At 61.2% G+C, this 16,029-nt stretch carries 14 protein-coding genes; 6 read left to right on the forward strand and 8 right to left on the reverse strand.

The window, feature by feature from the left end:
• Both PF66_RS21630 and PF66_RS21635 read left to right on the forward strand, forming a co-directional pair.
• Positions 1–784, forward strand: a 784-nt coding sequence (locus PF66_RS21630; RefSeq protein WP_206542431.1) for a DUF3850 domain-containing protein, incomplete at its 5' end; no start/stop codon positions are given.
• 52 nt (positions 785–836) lie between these two features.
• Complete coding sequence (locus PF66_RS21635) at positions 837–1,118, forward strand: pyocin activator PrtN family protein (protein ID WP_054063792.1); 282 nt, start codon at positions 837–839, stop codon at positions 1,116–1,118.
• On the opposite strand, the gene PF66_RS21640 is transcribed toward PF66_RS21635, so the two are convergent.
• Complete coding sequence (locus tag PF66_RS21640; protein ID WP_054063793.1) at positions 1,087–2,229, reverse strand: site-specific integrase; 1,143 nt, start codon at positions 2,227–2,229, stop codon at positions 1,087–1,089. The genes PF66_RS21635 and PF66_RS21640 overlap by 32 nt on opposite strands.
• Before the next feature lie 100 nt (positions 2,230–2,329).
• On the opposite strand from PF66_RS21640, the gene dusA reads away from it, so the two are divergent.
• Positions 2,330–3,340, forward strand: coding sequence for a tRNA dihydrouridine(20/20a) synthase DusA (gene dusA / locus PF66_RS21645; protein WP_054063794.1), 1,011 nt, complete (start codon positions 2,330–2,332; stop codon positions 3,338–3,340).
• A 177-nt stretch (positions 3,341–3,517) separates the two neighbouring features.
• Here the strand turns inward: dusA and rssC are convergent, their stop codons facing one another.
• Together rssC and rssB are read right to left on the reverse strand one after the other, a co-directional pair.
• Positions 3,518–4,000, reverse strand: coding sequence for an anti-sigma factor antagonist RssC (rssC, locus tag PF66_RS21650; protein WP_054056588.1), 483 nt, complete (start codon positions 3,998–4,000; stop codon positions 3,518–3,520).
• A complete protein-coding gene (gene rssB / locus PF66_RS21655; protein ID WP_054056589.1) occupies positions 4,000–5,181 on the reverse strand; it encodes a two-component system response regulator RssB in 1,182 nt (393 codons plus the stop codon). Before rssB ends, rssC begins: the two co-directional genes overlap by 1 nt.
• A 275-nt stretch (positions 5,182–5,456) precedes the next feature.
• Between rssB and PF66_RS21660 the strand changes: the two genes are divergently transcribed.
• Positions 5,457–5,753, forward strand: a complete 297-nt coding sequence (locus tag PF66_RS21660; protein WP_054056590.1) for a PilZ domain-containing protein — start codon at positions 5,457–5,459, stop codon at positions 5,751–5,753.
• Positions 5,754–5,881: 128 nt separating this feature from the next.
• Here PF66_RS21660 and PF66_RS21665 read toward each other — a convergent pair whose 3' ends face one another.
• On the reverse strand, positions 5,882–6,568 hold the full coding sequence (locus tag PF66_RS21665) for an MlaA family lipoprotein (RefSeq protein ID WP_054056591.1): 687 nt from the start codon (positions 6,566–6,568) through the stop codon (positions 5,882–5,884).
• Between the two features lie 197 nt (positions 6,569–6,765).
• On the opposite strand from PF66_RS21665, the gene PF66_RS21670 reads away from it, so the two are divergent.
• The gene (locus tag PF66_RS21670; RefSeq protein WP_054056592.1) at positions 6,766–7,374 is read left to right on the forward strand and encodes a hypothetical protein; all 609 of its coding nucleotides are present in this window, start codon (positions 6,766–6,768) and stop codon (positions 7,372–7,374) included.
• Positions 7,375–7,495: 121 nt separating this feature from the next.
• A complete protein-coding gene (locus PF66_RS21675) occupies positions 7,496–7,759 on the forward strand; it encodes a DUF4404 family protein (RefSeq protein ID WP_054056593.1) in 264 nt (87 codons plus the stop codon).
• A gap of 76 nt (positions 7,760–7,835) precedes the next feature.
• On the opposite strand, the gene PF66_RS21680 is transcribed toward PF66_RS21675, so the two are convergent.
• The 4 genes from PF66_RS21680 to PF66_RS21695 all read right to left on the reverse strand — a co-directional run bounded on the left by PF66_RS21680 (position 7,836) and on the right by PF66_RS21695 (position 15,968).
• Positions 7,836–12,692, reverse strand: coding sequence for an NAD-glutamate dehydrogenase (locus PF66_RS21680; RefSeq protein WP_054056594.1), 4,857 nt, complete (start codon positions 12,690–12,692; stop codon positions 7,836–7,838).
• 372 nt (positions 12,693–13,064) lie between these two features.
• A complete protein-coding gene (locus tag PF66_RS21685; protein WP_241494417.1) occupies positions 13,065–13,919 on the reverse strand; it encodes a hypothetical protein in 855 nt (284 codons plus the stop codon).
• The gene (locus PF66_RS21690) at positions 13,909–15,333 is read right to left on the reverse strand and encodes a hypothetical protein (protein WP_054063796.1); all 1,425 of its coding nucleotides are present in this window, start codon (positions 15,331–15,333) and stop codon (positions 13,909–13,911) included. The genes PF66_RS21685 and PF66_RS21690 overlap by 11 nt, the downstream gene beginning before the upstream one ends.
• Positions 15,330–15,968, reverse strand: a complete 639-nt coding sequence (locus PF66_RS21695) for an ABC transporter ATP-binding protein (protein WP_054063797.1) — start codon at positions 15,966–15,968, stop codon at positions 15,330–15,332. Before PF66_RS21695 ends, PF66_RS21690 begins: the two co-directional genes overlap by 4 nt.
• Positions 15,969–16,029 lie beyond the last annotated feature (61 nt).

Raw genomic sequence — 16,029 nt, forward strand, 5'->3', positions numbered from 1 at the left:
ACCGCGAGGTATCCCCATGCCCACAGAAAACCAATCCAGCAACGAACAGAAGATGGTCAGCGTGCCGCGTCAGCACGAACTGAAGATCCGACAGACCCCGCTGGCTGACCTGCTCAGCGGCCTCAAGACCGGCGAAATCAGGGATTGCTCAGATCGTGAGTTCGCCGTAGGCGATACAGTTCTGCTCCGCGAGATCGACGATGGCCGCGAATACACCGGCACAGTCGCACGTCGGACTATCACCCACGTGCAAAAGCACTATGGCCTGCCCGATCACTTATGCGTGCTCAGTTACGGCCAGCCAGCCGAGCAGCACCAAGGCGAGCCGATCATGCTCACAGCAGTTGCAGAGCTCGTTGATGACGGCGACGGCGGCCTTGAGCCGCTCTGGATTCTTGAAGGTGGAACCGCCGAGCTTTTCGCCGGCATGACCCTGCTGATTGCGGACAACGCGCCGGACCTTTGCCAGGAAGACGGGAGCGCCGAGGTGTATGCCCACGCAGACAGCGGCGAGGTCGAGCAGCTGCGTTCCGAGCGCGACCAGTTGCAGGCCGACCTGACCCAGCGCGACGAGCGCGTCGACACTCTGGAAGCGATGCTGCTGAAGATCGCCACCAACCTGGGCGGCACGCTTGAGCAGTACGGCCTGCTGAAGGAAGTCGCAGCTCTGGTCAGGATCAAGGACGCCGCGGCACAGGAATCTGCCGAACCAGACCACACCCCCACCATCACCATCCCGCCCGGCCTGGGCAACTACGACGGCAGCGACAACGGGGTCGATTGACCCCGCTTCCGGCAGCACTTCCCCAAAGTCTCCCTAAATCATGAGGTTACCCATGAACACTGCATTCCTGCTCATGGCCCAATACGGCGGCCAGGCAATCATCCCGATCGAGCGCGTGTGCGCTGATTACTTCAGCCACCTGACGCCGGAGAAACTGAAACTCAAGGTGGCCAAGGGCGAGATCAACCTGACACTGGTCTGCATGGAGGCCAGCCAGAAGTCGGCCCGCGGCGTACACCTGAATGACCTGGCCGCATACCTTGACGCACAGCACGCCAAGGCCAAAAGCGAGCACGACAAGCTTATGGGGCGTGGTCTACGACGCGTCTCTTGACCCGCCTCCGGGCCTCGATCACGGGGCCCGTTATCACCTCCTCCAGCAAGGGCCAGCCCTCATAGGGATCCCCTTTCCCCCGCAGGTGCGTATAGCGCCGCATCGAGTTCCAATCCCGGTGGCCCGACACGCTGGCTACGCGCGGAATATCCCATCCCTTTTCGAATAAACGACTGACGCCGTCGTGGCGCAGATCGTGAAAGTGCAGATCCTCAATTTCGAGGAAGTGGCAAGCCCTGGTGAATGCCGCAGAGATTGACCTGTGGTTGTACGGGAACACCTCATCAGCACCACGCGGCATCGACTGTAGAACGCGCCAGGCCTCGTCCGGCAGATGGCACCACACATCGTTGCCAATCTTCTGGCCGGGGTTCTTCATGTCGGTGATCAGGGCCGACTGCTCAGCATCGTTCAGCCGGTCCCAGCGAATGCGGGTAATTTCTTCCTGTCGGCGGGTCGAGAACAGAGCAAACACCACGACGCGCACCATATCGATCTCCTGCTTTCTGCGATCCCGCATCTCGGCAAAGTACCTGATGATGCGTTCAAGCTCGTCGAGTGTTGGCCGACGGTTGCGCTCGTTGCTGCGAGTCACGGCGCCCATCTTGCGCAGAACCCGGCGGGCGTCTGGCATGGCGTGCGGGTCGATATCGTAGCCCCACGCGGGCCTGGCCACGGACAACACAGCGCCCAAGTGCGCAAGGTCATTGCCGACTGTCTGCGCCTGGATGCCGTCCTTCTCGATACGGTCGGTGGCGTACTCCACCAGCTTCTGGCTGGTGACATCGCGGTCCATCAGGTCGCCCAGCCAGGTCTTTGCAATTGCGGCCAGGGTGGCACGCTTGGTCTTACCCAGTGGCCGCAGCTTCTCGTACTCGACCAGGTACTGGTCGATCATCTGCTTGACCGTCACCCCTTTCCGGTTCGCTTTCTCGATAGCCCCCGGCTCGTAAAGTTCGGCCTCGCGCTTCCTGATCCAGGCCTGGGCGTTCGACTTGCGGTCGAATGTTTGGCTTTCCTGATAGACTGCCTTCCCTTCCTTCATGATCCGGATCTGGGCGGTAAAGCCCGATGACCCGTCCTTGCGCTTGCGCTGCGTGATCGTTCCCATGGATTTGCTACATGACTGATTGAAGTTGCTACATTGTAGCAACGAGCATCAACAAATAAGCAAAAACAGTATTAAACGGCATTAAATGAGAGATGCAAAAATGCAGCAGAATCAGACCCTAACCCCAGGTAAACCAGTAGATACGGTAGTTAGGAGGTTTTCTGTTGCGCCGATGATGGACTGGACTGACCGCCATTGTCGGTACTTTCTGCGCCTGCTTTCCAGGCACACCCTGCTCTACACCGAGATGGTCACCACCGGTGCCATTCTCCATGGCGATCGTGAACGCTTCCTGCGCTACAACGCTTCCGAGCACCCGCTGGCACTGCAACTGGGCGGCAGCGTACCGGCCGACCTGGCCGCCTGCGCGCGGCTGGCCGAGGACGCCGGCTACGACGAGGTCAACCTCAATGTCGGCTGCCCCAGCGACCGGGTGCAGAACAACATGATCGGTGCCTGCCTCATGGGCCATCCACAGTTGGTGGCCGATTGCGTGAAAGCCATGCGCGATGCGGTGTCGGTTCCGGTGACGGTCAAGCACCGTATCGGCATCAATGGCCGCGACAGTTATGAAGAACTCTGCGATTTCGTCGGCACGGTGCGCGAGGCCGGTTGCGGCAGTTTTACCGTGCATGCGCGGATCGCGATCCTGGAGGGGCTGTCACCCAAGGAGAACCGCGAGATTCCACCGCTGCGCTATGACGTGGCGGCGCGCCTGAAGCAGGACTTCCCGCAGCTGGAGATCGTGCTCAACGGCGGGATCAAGACGCTGGAGCAGTGCCAGGAGCACCTGCAGACCTTCGACGGGGTGATGCTGGGGCGCGAGGCCTATCACAACCCGTACCTGCTGGCTGAAGTGGATCAGCGGCTGTTCGGCAGCACGGCACCGGTGATTTCCCGGGCCGAGGCGCTGGCGCAGTTGCGGCCGTATGTGGCCGAACATATTGCCAGTGGCGGGGCCATGCATCATGTGACCCGCCATGTGCTGGGGCTGGGCACCGGCTTTCCGGGGGCGCGGCGGTTCCGCCAGTTGCTGTCGGTGGATATTCACAAGGCGCAGGACCCGCTGGCGTTGCTGGATCAGGCGGGGGCGTTGCTGGAGGGACGGTGATGCTGCCCCGGGAGTCAGCTGGAGCGGTGTTATCGTTCCCGACTCCTCGGTGAATCCTCCTCCCACAGCAGATCATCCCCCTGGAAAGCACGGACTAGCCTTTGACATGGCCAGCGCAAAAAGGGCGACATCCGTGGGGATGTCGCCCTTTTTTGTACGCCCTGAGGCGTCAGTGGCTCAACTGCGCTCCAGCGCGTTCACCAGGTCGTGAAACGCTTCGCGGTTGGAGTCGTTCAGCCCCATCAGGATCTTGTGCGCTTCCAGCACCTTTACCCGCACCACTTCTTCCGACTGGTCCTGCGAGGGCAGGTCGGTCAGGCATTCCGGGCACGGAATCGGGCGGTTCACGATGTTGAACACCTGGTCGAAGCCCATGGACTGCAGCAGGCGGGTAATGTCGTCGTGGACAGTCACCAGCGTCGGCAACAGGCCGACTTTCTGCCGCGACAGGATCGAAAGCTTGGCCAGCAAGCCCAGCGTGGTACTGTCGATGCTGCGGGTTTCGGTCAGGTCGATCACGATCGCGGTGAAGTTCAGCGCCGTGAAGATCTTCTCGATCGTGGCATCCAACGCCGAACACAGGGTCAGGCGCACTTCACCCACGAACTTCAGAACGAAGGTGCCATCCTGCTCGGCGAATTGGATTCTACCGGTACTCATCAAAGGTTCCTGCTCAACACTAACAGGGCGATATCATCCGGCATCTCCCCTAGCGTGGCCAATCCAAAAACCTGGCGCAAGCCATCCAGGCTGCCCCCGGCTGTTCTCACCAGTTCAGGCAAGGCAGCCTCTTTCTCTTTGAGTGTATCTTGTTGCAAAAGGTCCAGAATGCCATCAGACATCAGTGTAAGACTGAATGTCGGCGGCAGCTCCAGAATGTGATCCTCGTAGGCGGCCTCGTTGAACAGGCCGACCGGCAGACCACGCCCCTCCAGGTAACGCACGCTGTCCGGGGTGTAGAGCACCGGCAGCGGCAGGTGGCCACCGATGCTGTAGGTCAGCAGTCCGGTTTCCTCGTCGATCACGCCACCGACCATGGTCACGTGCTTGCCCAGCTTGCAGTTGATCAACCCGCGGTTGATATGGCCCAGCACCTGCGAGGGCTTGAACTCCGGCAGCGTGCCATTGCGCTTGGACTCGAACAGCAGGCGCGTGGTCATGAACTTCAACAGGACGGTAACGAACGCCGACGAAGCACCATGCCCCGAGACATCCGCCAGGTAGAACGCCACCCGCCGCTCGTCGACCCGGAAGTAGTCGACGAAGTCGCCGGACAGGTACAGGGACGGGATGATCTGGTGGGCGAAGTGGAAATCGTCGATGCTCCACGGGCTGACCGGCAGCATGTTCATCTGCACCTGGCGCCCGGCGTTCTGGTCTTCCTGCAGCAGGTGAAGGCTGGCTTCGAGCTCGCGGTTGGCGGCTTCGAGCTTTTCGCGGTAGCGCTGGTTCTCCAGCAGCAGGCGCGCCCGATCGAGGGCCCGGCGCACGGAGTGCTCCAGCACGGCGAGGTCTTCGAGGGGCTTGATCAGGTAGTCTGCCGCGCCCAGGCGCAGGGCCTCGACGGCATCGTTCATGACGCCAGCGCCCGAGACCACGATCACCGGTGTCTGCGGCGAAAGGTCGGAGACCTGGCGGATCAGTTCCAGGCCGCCCATCTGGGGCATGCGCAGGTCACAGATCACCAGGTCGGGCCTTGCTTGCTCGAATACCTGAAGTCCCTGCAGACCGTTGCCGGCTTGCAGGACGCTGAATCCGCTGTCTTCCAAATAGGCCGCAAGGCTTGCGCGCACTACTTCGTCGTCATCTATTATCAGCAGCGTGGCACTGGTTTTCTGCATGTGGGCAAACGGCGCCAGAATTAGGTTGGCGTAGACAGCAGGGCCTGGACCCCGCTCGTACTACTGGATTCGCTTTCTAGCCTCTCCGGTTCGAGCCGACCGAACGATCAGGTCCGGTGCATCGGTATCAGAGGTGCCCTTCTAAGGCGCAGACGGTACTCTCATCCACCGGGCGTTTCAAGCTCATGCCGATGGTCGCTTGAGGTCTTTACACCTCAAATCACCGGGAGTTATAAGAAGTGTGAAAACCACAACGGAATCGAAGGATGGAGTCGATGAGCCAAACCGATCGTGACTACGAGGAAAAGCGTGATTACATCCGGATGCGCGTCGATGCCGACGTGACGCTGATCCATGCCGGGCTGGAGATTTCGGCGGTGTGCGTGGACCTGTCCAGCAGCGGGATGCAGGTGGCGGCGCCGCGGGCGTTCAAGGCCGGCGATCAGTTGCTGGTGAGGATCGACTCCGATCATCCGTCGCTGAGGGGGCTGGAGGCGGAGACCGAGGTGGTTTGGGTGCGGGATCAGGATGGTGGGCAGCGGTTGGGGTTGCACATTCTCAAGATGAGTTGAGGCAGATCCCCGGGATCTTGGCGGTTCGCCGGCAAACCCGGCGCCCGCAAGGGCCAGCGGCGCTTGCGAAGCGGGTGTGAAATGAAAAGGCGACTCCAGGAGTCGCCTTTTTGTTGGCCGGCCGACAACTAGAAGTCGTCGACGACCTTGCCGTCCTTCACCTTGAACTCGCGGTTCTGCAGGTAGGCGTTGCGGATGAAGATGTACTTGTCGCCGCTGATCAGCTTCTCGCTCGACAGCAGGCTGGCACGGGTGTCGATCACGTCCAGGCCCATGGTGATGTTGCGCGCTGGCACGTCGTGGATATAGCGGTAGGGTTCGGTGTAGCTGTCGACCACCTTGGCCGGTGCATCGCGCAGGGTGCTCGGGCCGAAGAATGGAATGACCACGTAAGGGCCGCTGTCCAGGCCCCAATGGCCGAGGGTCTGGCCGAAGTCTTCATCGTTGCGCTGCAGCCCCATTTTGGTGCCGACATCGAAGAAGCCGCCCACACCCAGGGTGGTGTTGAACAGCAGGCGCGCGGTATCGACACCCGCCGCCTGGGGCTTGAATTGCAGGACGTCGTTGACCAGGTTGCCGACGTCGCCGAAGTTGCGGAAGATGTTGTGGATGCCGTCTTCCAGGAACTGCGGGGTCACGGCCTGATAGCCCTGGGCCAAGGGTTTCAGGGCGTAGGTGTCCAGCGTATCGTTGAACTTGAAGATTGGACGGTTGACGCTTTCCCACGGATCTTCGTCGGCCGCGTGCGCGGCGAATGGCACCAGCGCCATGCTGGCACACAAAGACACTTGAGCTAGACGATCGATCCAGCGCATAAAAAGAAACTCCTTGGACGAGACGGGATGCGGGCGCCATGCCCTGACAATTGGGGTCAGTATAAAGCGGATACCTGCATTTAGGCAGTATGACCCAGACAAGTCCTACAAAGAATTACAAGTAGGACCGACAGCAAGGAGTCACTCAACTGTCATGGCAACGCCTTATTCTGCGAAGTTATTTCAAGGACGTTGCCATGCCACTCACCGCCGCCGCACCACTGCCCAACCCCACTGCCCTGCTGTTCGGCCTGACTGGCTGCCTGGTGGATTTCGGTGCCCGCGCCCGACATGGCCAACGCCCGGATGAACACAGCCACGCCACCCCTGGCGCACTGGAAGTGTTGCAGGATATGCAGCAGCTCGGCGTACCCTGCGCCTGGATGGATGAATTGCCCCATGAGGTCAGCACGCCCCTGGCCGCGACCCTGCCGGCCTGGGTGAAACCGGCTGGCGCCTGCCCTGATGCCCGTTGGCCATCGCCCAACGCCTGCTGGCAGGCATTGATGGGCCTTGGCGTGCCGCAACTGGAGGGCTGCGTGCTGGTCAGCGGCGAGCCGCGCCTGCTGCAGTCGGGGCTCAATGCCGGGCTGTGGACCATCGGCCTGGCCTCCTGCGGCCCGCTGTGCGGCCTGACCCCGGTGGAATGGCAGGCACTGAGCCGCCAGGAGCGGGAAAGCAAGCGCGGCAAGGCGACCGTGGAACTGTTCAGCCTCGGCGTGCATTCGGTGATCGACCACCTCGGCGAACTGTCCACTTGCCTCGCCGACATCGCCCTGCGTCGCCTCAAGGGCGAGAAGCCCTGATAGGTGGCATTGATGGGGATCAGGCACGAATCGCCGCGGTGGATTACGCTGAAAGTCAGGCACCGACCTTTATCGCGTCACGAAGGTCTATGCCAGAGACTATCCATAGAAGGAAACCACCATGCCTGCCCGCGAACTGCAAGAACAACTCGACACCCTGCGCGAGCAACTTGAACAGAACCCGCCGCTGTCCGAGGCCGAGCGCGCCCATCTGCAGGACCTGATGCAGCAGATCGCACTGCAGTTGCAACTGGAAAGCGCAACCCAGGACACCAACCTGGCCGACGGGGTGAACCTGGCGGTCGAGCGCTTCGAACTCGAACACCCGACCATTGCCGGCACCCTGCGCAATATCGTGCGGACCCTGGGCGATATCGGTATCTGACCCTCCACCCGAACCCGAAAAAAACCCCGACTCTCACGAGCCGGGGCTTTTTTTGATGACAGCTTGTTTCAGGCTATCACAGCCCTGATTGACCACTCAGGGCCAGGTCCATCAGCTCACGGTTGGCGACCGCGTACATGGCGTAGTCGGTGCCGCTGGCGGCACGGATCTCCACCAGCATCGCACGCCAGCGATCGGCCATGCTCGCGTTCTGCTCCAGCCACAGGGCCACACGGGCCTCCATGTCCTGCGGCGCATCGGCCAGCTTGAGCACCGAGATGGTGATCGCACGCTGCTGCCAGTCGACATCGTCGCGGAACGCCTCGCGGGCCTGGGCCTGCCAGTTGTTGGCCACGCGCAGGTCGCTGATCTGCTGGGAGTACCAGGTCAGGTCCAGGGCACTGCCCACCGCGAAGTAGGCCTTGGCCACTTCGGCAGCGTCGTGACCGGTGACGTCGGCGGCTTCGATGATCGGCAACAGGGTGTACAGGTGCGTGGTGCCGGCCACCATGCGTGCCAGCAGTTCCGGTACGCCAGCCTTGACGTAGGCCTGGTAGCGGGTCTGCCAGACTTCACGGGTCGGACCTTCCAGCAGTTCGTCGAGCTTGAGGCCCAACGCCGCCAGGTGCGGACCAAAGTGCGCGACGTCACGGGCGGCGTCCTGCTCGTTGCGACGGCTACGCAGGAACCAGCGGGTGGCACGACGGCCCAGGCGCATCAGCTCGTCCATCAGTTCCAGTTGGGTCTCGGCCGCGACCTTGTAGTCCAGGGCCTCGATCTGACGGAACCAGTGCGGCAGGTGGAAGATGTCCCGCACGATCACGTAGGCACCGGCGACGTTCGCCGGGCTCATGCCGGTGGACTCCTTCAGGCGCTGCACGAAGGTGATGCCCATGTGGTTGACCAGGTCGTTGGCGATCTGGGTGCTGACGATCTCGCGCTTGAGGCGGTGACGGCGCATGGCATCGGCGAACTTGCTCACCAGCATCGGTGGGAACGCGGTTTCCATGTCGCGGGTCAGGTAGTCGTCATCCGGCACCTTGGAGTCGAGCAGCGCGGCCTTGAGGTCGATCTTACTGTAGGAAATCAGTACCGACAGCTCGGCACGAGTCAGGCCCTGGCCGGCGGCAACGCGTTCGGCCATCTGCTCTTCCGACGGCAGGAACTCGATGGCACGGTCCAGCTTGCCACGGCCTTCCAGGTCGCTCATCAGGCGCTTGTACTCGGCGATGCGGTCGTAGGCACGCCGCGCTGCCAGGGACAGGGCCTGGGTCTGCTTGTAGTTGTTGCCCAGCACCAGGCCGCCGACTTCGTCGGTCATGCTGCCCAGCAGTTGATTGCGCTGCTTCTCGGTCATATCGCCGGCCTGCACCACTTCGTTGAGCAGGATCTTGATATTCACCTCGTGGTCGGAGCAGTCCACGCCACCGGCGTTGTCGATGAAGTCGGTGTTGGAGCCGCCGCCGTTGAGGCCGAACTCGACGCGACCGAGCTGGGTCATGCCCAGGTTGCCGCCCTCGCCCACCACCTTGCAGCGCAGTTCGTTGCCGTTCACCCGCAGGGCGTCGTTGGCCTTGTCGCCGACATCGGCATGGCTTTCGCTGCTGGCCTTGACGTAGGTGCCGATACCGCCGTTCCACAACAGGTCCACCGGCGCCTTGAGCAAGGCGTTGAGCAGTTCGGTCGGGGTCAGCTTGTCGGCGCTGATGTCGAAGCGCTCTTTCATCTGCGGGGTGATGGTGATGCTCTTCGCGCTACGCGAGAAGATACCGCCGCCCTCGGACATGATGCTGGTGTCGTAGTCCGACCAGGCCGAACGCGGCAGGTCGAACAGGCGCTTGCGCTCGGCGAAGCTGGCCGCCGGCTCCGGGTTCGGGTCGATGAAGATGTGCAGGTGGTTGAACGCCGCGACCAGCTTGAGCTTGTCGGACATCAGCAGGCCGTTGCCGAACACGTCGCCGGCCATGTCGCCGATGCCGACCACGGTCACGCTGTCTTCCTGGACGTTGATGCCACGCTCGCGGAAGTGACGCTGCACGCCGACCCACGCGCCCTTGGCGGTGATGCCCATCTTCTTGTGGTCGTAACCGGCCGAGCCACCGGAAGCGAAGGCATCGCCCAGCCAGAAGCCGTAGTCGATGGCGATGCCGTTGGCAATGTCGGAGAAGGTCGCGGTGCCCTTGTCCGCCGCCACCACCAGGTACGGGTCATCGTCGTCATGCCGCACGACGTTGGCCGGCGGCACCAGCGCGCCGTCCTTCAGGTTGTCGGTGATGTCCAGCAGGCCGGAGATGAAGATGCGGTAGCAGGCGATGCCTTCGGCCGCGATCTCGTCACGGCTGCCGCCCAGCGGCAGGCGACGTGGCAGGAAGCCGCCCTTGGCGCCCACCGGCACGATCACCGAGTTCTTCACCTGCTGGGCTTTTACCAGGCCCAGTACTTCGGTACGGAAGTCTTCCTCGCGGTCCGACCAGCGCAGGCCGCCGCGGGCGACGTTGCCGAAACGCAGGTGCACACCCTCGACCCGTGGCGAATAGACGAAGATCTCGAATTTCGGCACCGGCTTGGGCAGCTCGGGGATCGCGTGCGGGTTGAACTTGAAGCTGAAGTACGACTTGTTCTGGCCGTTGGCGTCGGTCTGGTAGAAGTTGGTCCGCAGGGTCGCCTTGATCAGGTCGAGGTAGCGACGCAGGATGCGGTCTTCGTTCAGCACCTGGACGTCGTCCAGCGCGGTCAGGATCGCCTGCTCCAGGCGCTGCTGCTTGTCGTCGAGGTCTTCGGCGCTGAGCTTGCGGGCCAGGTAGAAACGGGTCTTGAACAACCGGGTCAGCTCGCGGGCGATATCGGTGTGGTTGTTCAGGGTGCTGGCGATGTAGCCGAGGTCGAAGCCGAGGCGGATCTGCTTGAGGTAGCGGGCGTAGGCACGCAGCAGCGCCACATCGCGCCATGGCAGGCCGGCGGTCAGCACCAGGCGGTTGAACGCGTCGTTCTCGGCATCGCCACGAACGATGTGGACGAAGGCGTCCTGCAGGGTGTCATTGAGCTGCTGGATATCCAGGTCCAGGCCTTCGGCGGCGCTGAAGGCGAAGTCATGGATCCAGAACTCGCGACCGTTGCTGTGGCGCAGGCGGTAGGGGAACTCGCCCAGCACGCGCAGGCCGAGGTTCTCCAGGATCGGCAGCACGTCGGACAGCGCCAGCGGGGTATCGGCGTGGTAGAGCTTGCAATGCAGCTCACGCTGACCGACCTGGCCCAGCGGCTGGTAGAAGCTCATGACCAGCGGATTGGCTTCGGTCAGGCTCAGCAGGTGCTGCATGTCGACCACCGCCGAGTGCGCGGCGAAACGCTCGCGATAACCGGCCGGGAAGCCTTTCGGGAAGTCGGTCAGCACGTTGGTGCCATGGGCCTCGCCGAAGCTCTCGACCACCAGGCTGGCGTAATCGTCCTGCCAGCTGCGGCAGGCCTGGATCACTTCCTTCTCCAGCAGCACCGGATCGATGTCCAGGCGGTTCTTCGGGTCGACCCGCAGGATCAGTTGCACACGGGCCAGCACGGATTCGGAGAAGAAGGTCCAGAACTCGCAGTCGCTGGCCTTCAGGCGATCCATCAGCACCTGCTGGATCTTCTGGCGCACTTCGGTGGAATAGATGTCACGCGGCACATAGGCCAGGCAGTAGCAGAAGCGGCCGTACGGGTCCTTGCGCAGGAACACGCGGATCTTGTTGCGCTCCTGGATCTGCACGATCGACATCACGGTGCTGAACAGCTCGTCCACCGGGGTCTGGAACAGGTCGTCGCGCGGCAGCACTTCGAGTACCTGGGCCAGTTCCTTGCCCAGGTGGGCCTTGGACTGGAAGCCGGAACGGCGTTCGATTTCCTCGACCTTGCGACGGATGTACGGGATCACCCGCACGCTCTCGCCATAGACCGAGGAGGTGTAGAGACCGAGGAAGCGGCATTCCTTGATCACCTTGCCGTTGGCGTCGATCATCCGCACGGAGACGAAATCCGGATAGGCCGGACGGTGTACACGGCTTGGGTGCGCGGCCTTGGCGAACGACAGCGGGGTCGGTTCGGCCAGGTAGGCGACGGCGTAGTCCTCGATGCGCAGGTCTTCGGCGGTGAGGCCGGCGCGCAGCAGCTTGGTCAGGCCGAGGAAGGAATTGGGGTCATACTCGATGTGACCGCCGTCCTGGTCGCCGTGGACCACGAACTCCTCGTAGCCGAGGAAGGTGAAGTGGTTGTTCACCAGCCATTCGAGGAAGCTCTTGATTTCGGCCTTCTCATCGGCGGCGATGGCGAACTGGCTGTTGTCGATGCCCTGGATCAGCTCCTGGACCTTGGCCTTCATCGGCTCGAAGTCGGCGACCGCGACCCGGACTTCCGCCAGCACCTGCTCCAGCTCCTTGGACAGCACGTTCAGCTCGGCGGCGTTGGCGCAACGGTCGATCTCCAGGTACATCAGCGATTCGTTGAGAATCCCTTCGCCCTGGGTACCCTTTGGCAGAATCTCCAGCAATTCGCCCTTGCTGCCACGACGCACGCTGAGCACGGTGGTCTGCAGGGTATGGATGCTGTAGCCGCGGCGGTTGAGTTCGGTGCGCACCGAGTCCACCAGGAACGGCAGGTCGTGGTGCAGGACTTCCACGGCGGTGTGGGTCGATTGCCAGCCATGGCGTTCATAGTCCGGGTTGTAGACCCGTACTTGGGACTGGGCGTGGTCGAAGCGCTCGAGCAGGCGCCAGGCTGAGAGGGTGCAGCCGGCGAGATCGGAGAGTCGACGCTGGGTCAGTTCGTCCAGGGAAATGATGCCGAAGAACTGTTCAGCAAACAGCGCCACTTGTGGCAGTGCCTGCTCGCTGATGTGCTGCGCCAGTGCCGCTTGCAGTTGATGCTGGAAGTCGGCCTTGCTGGCTGCGGTGAAGAACGCCATCTGTGGTACTCCGCTTGGGCTTTGTTTTATATAGAGAGAAGCGTCGCGAGTTTCCCCCGCAAAAGGGGGGCCTTCATCACTGGGCAGGTGTAGCTTGGGCAGTGCACAGTGACAGGTTGATGATGCTGATCGCGACCCAGGGGTCACATCCACGTTCGAAGATTAGCCTCTTCCACGGCCGCCGCCGGTTTTACAGGCCGGGGCCGGGGAAAAACTATCCGTTGCGAAGCTTAACGAGAGGGCCGACAGGCGTTCTTGCGACGCTGCGACATATTCGGACATTGACAGGCAGCACCGAACGGCTACGGGAGACTTTCAGCCGACGACGCCCACCCATGCGCCTCACCAGGCCAGGAAAGGGACCGGCCGCCTTCAGCCGTCGCGTTTGCCGGCCCCCTGAAGGCCGGCAATCTCAGCGTCCAGTGCCTGCCTGAACTTGTGCAACAGCGCCAGGTAGTTCATCGGATCACGGGCATGGTCGAAAAACCAGGTCTTGTAGCGGCCATACCTGAGCTCATCCAACTGCAACTGGTTTTCGACAAAATCACCGCCGGGCAATACACTGCGGTTGGGCCCCACCCCTTTCCTGATGAAGGCCACACCGGGATAGACATGCAGCGCCTCGATCTCCCAGCTCGGGATCAGTGCTTTCATCTCCTGGGAAAGCAGATTGTTCCGGTTGATGATATCGATGGTCTGCTTGAGCCAGCGCACGGGCGTGTCGAGGAAATCCTTAGCCAGCGTTGAGCCGTCATAAACCGGCCAGTAGGACGTGAAGTAATCCTCAAGAATGTAATACCCTCCAGCCACCACCCCCGTGATCAGATTGAACAGGCTGGTCAACTGGTCGCTGCGCCGGTGACTGCCATCATCGATGATGATGTCGAACGGGCCGTATCGCTTCATGAAACGATCCAGTGCGAGCGGGTCGCCTTGGTCGACCACAAAGGTTTGGATTCTGTCGCTGTCAAGTTCACGCTTGTCGTAGATGTCCAGACCATGGATGGTCGCCAGGGGAAAAACCTCGGCCCAGAGCTTCAGCGAGGCACCGCCCGGGTCGGCGCCCTCGCCTCCCACGCCTATTTCCAGCAGTTTGAAAGGGCGTCCCACGTAATCCAGCAAGTGATTCGCGTAAAACCGGTGGTAATGGTGCGTGACCACCTTGTCACAACCATATCGGCTCCCTACGGCCTGGAGACGCTCTTCAAGGTCCTTTTTACCTGGCATCGGCAAAAACCTCGCGAATGAATGTTCGATGTTTTTCGGTCCAGGTTTCTGCCCACGACCTAGGCCAGTTCACGACGGCATTCTCATAGCGTGACTGGATATCATCCGTCCGTTTGACGCCCTCGATAATGGCTGAAGACAATCGATGCAGATCGGGCGGGACCGCAATGATGTTCCTCGATATGGCGGCGAGGTAGTCCGGCGTCTTGGTCGCAAACGTGTTGGTGACGACGATGGCACCGGAAGCGGCAAGGTCCATCGGGATCAGGCTGGGGTGTGGCGAGGACATCAGGGTCAGGCACAGGTCGAAGGTCTTGGTGACGGCCTCATATTCATCCAGGGGCATCCTGGGCAACTGCACCACCTCCACGCCTTCGGCCAACCGGACAGAGGCATTGCCGATGCCCATCCCGTAGAACTCCCAGTCGCCCTCGTCGAACGCGCCCTTCTTGAACGCCTCGATCAAGGCCAGCGCCGCCATTTCGAACATGTTCCGGTTCACCGCCGGGCGACTGTAGAATACGAACCGCTTACGGCCTTTGCTCTTTTGCTCATAAAACTCTTCCTGCGCGTAAATCGAGGAGGAGCAGGCATTGTCGAAACTCATCGATCGCAGGGGCTGCCGCTCAGGAATGATGGCATTGCTCTTGAGATAGTTTAAAAGGGCACTCGACGACGACAAGGTGTGATAGTTGAAGTCGTAGGAGTTCCTGGAAATACAATACTGACTATTGAATGGATGAAAGGCCGCTTCAAAATCCTGAATCAGATAAAGGAATGGACGCGCGCCCGTCAACTGGGCAATCCTGTTGGCAAAGTAAGCGCTATACCAGACCGTAGCGACACAGTTGTCTCTTGGCGACACCCTCAACGGCACGAGACGCGAACCGATGTACTCGACCTCCATCAATTCGAACAGACGCTCCATGGAGGGAAATTTTTGCAATGCCTTGCGGAACTCGTCTTCGACATAATAGAAATTGTCGAACAGTACCAGTCGCACGCGATAACCCTGTTGGGCGATAAACATCGCCACATTGAAGACCCCAAAGAACCCTGCGGAAATGGTATTGATCGTAAATGCCGGCACCAGCACATTTATGCGCACGGGCGCCTGCTGATCGACGATCACATCGGGCAGGTCATAAGCCCTGTTGACCATCAGGTTGAGCAAGTGCTCGTCATAGAGTTGTGGTCGTTCGAGTTCCGACTTTTCCTGCTCGCGCATCAAGGCGGGCAATGGAAGGAATACATTCGCCACTTTCAATAGGTAGTAAGCCAGCCTGACCCGTGACGGGAGACCGGACAGCGACTTGCCTTCGCGCAGGCTCGCCAGGGCGAGACGGCAGGCATAGGGCCCCAACAGCTCGAATGCGGTCGCCTTGGCTATCCTGAAAATTGCGGCCTTGCTCATACGCTCTCCTTGATCGACTCAATCGCCACGATGCTGCCGGATTCGAGCCTGATGGTTTTATTGCAGAACTTGTTGAGCAACTCCTTCGAGTGAGAGGCCATGACCACGATCTTCGAGCGGTGCATCATGCTTTCCATTCGCTGCCTGGCTTTCTCCTGGAAGGATTCGTCGCCCACTCCGAAGACTTCATCGATCAGCAGGATGTCGCTGGAATAAAGTGTCGAGATGGCAAAGATCAGCCGCAGTTGCATACCCGAGGAATAGGAGCGGATCGGCAGATCCAGATAGCCGCCCAATCCAGAAAACGCCTCGATCTCGGCAATATCCGCCTGCACCTGGCGCAACGGATAACCGTACAGTCGCGCCAGGCGATCGATGTTCGCCCGCCCCGACAATTCATGGTCCGTGCCGACGCCGAGTTCGAACAGGGCACGCACGCTGCCCTGCAGATGACGGGTGCCACTGGAGGGCATGTAGATCCCGGCCAATGTCCGCAGCAGACTGCTCTTGCCCGAACCGTTGTGACCAATCAGCCCCACCCGGTCGCCATCGACCAGCGTGAGGTTGATATCTTTCAGTGCCTGGATGTGAACCGTATGGGAGTCATCCCTGGAAATAATGCCTCCGGTACTCATCCTGACCAATTGCGTCCTGAGAGAGGCGCCCGCTTCGGTAATGACGGGAAAACTCAGCGCA

It is taken from the genome of Pseudomonas asplenii (genome assembly GCF_001293465.1).
Lineage (GTDB): Bacteria > Pseudomonadota > Gammaproteobacteria > Pseudomonadales > Pseudomonadaceae > Aquipseudomonas > Aquipseudomonas fuscovaginae_B.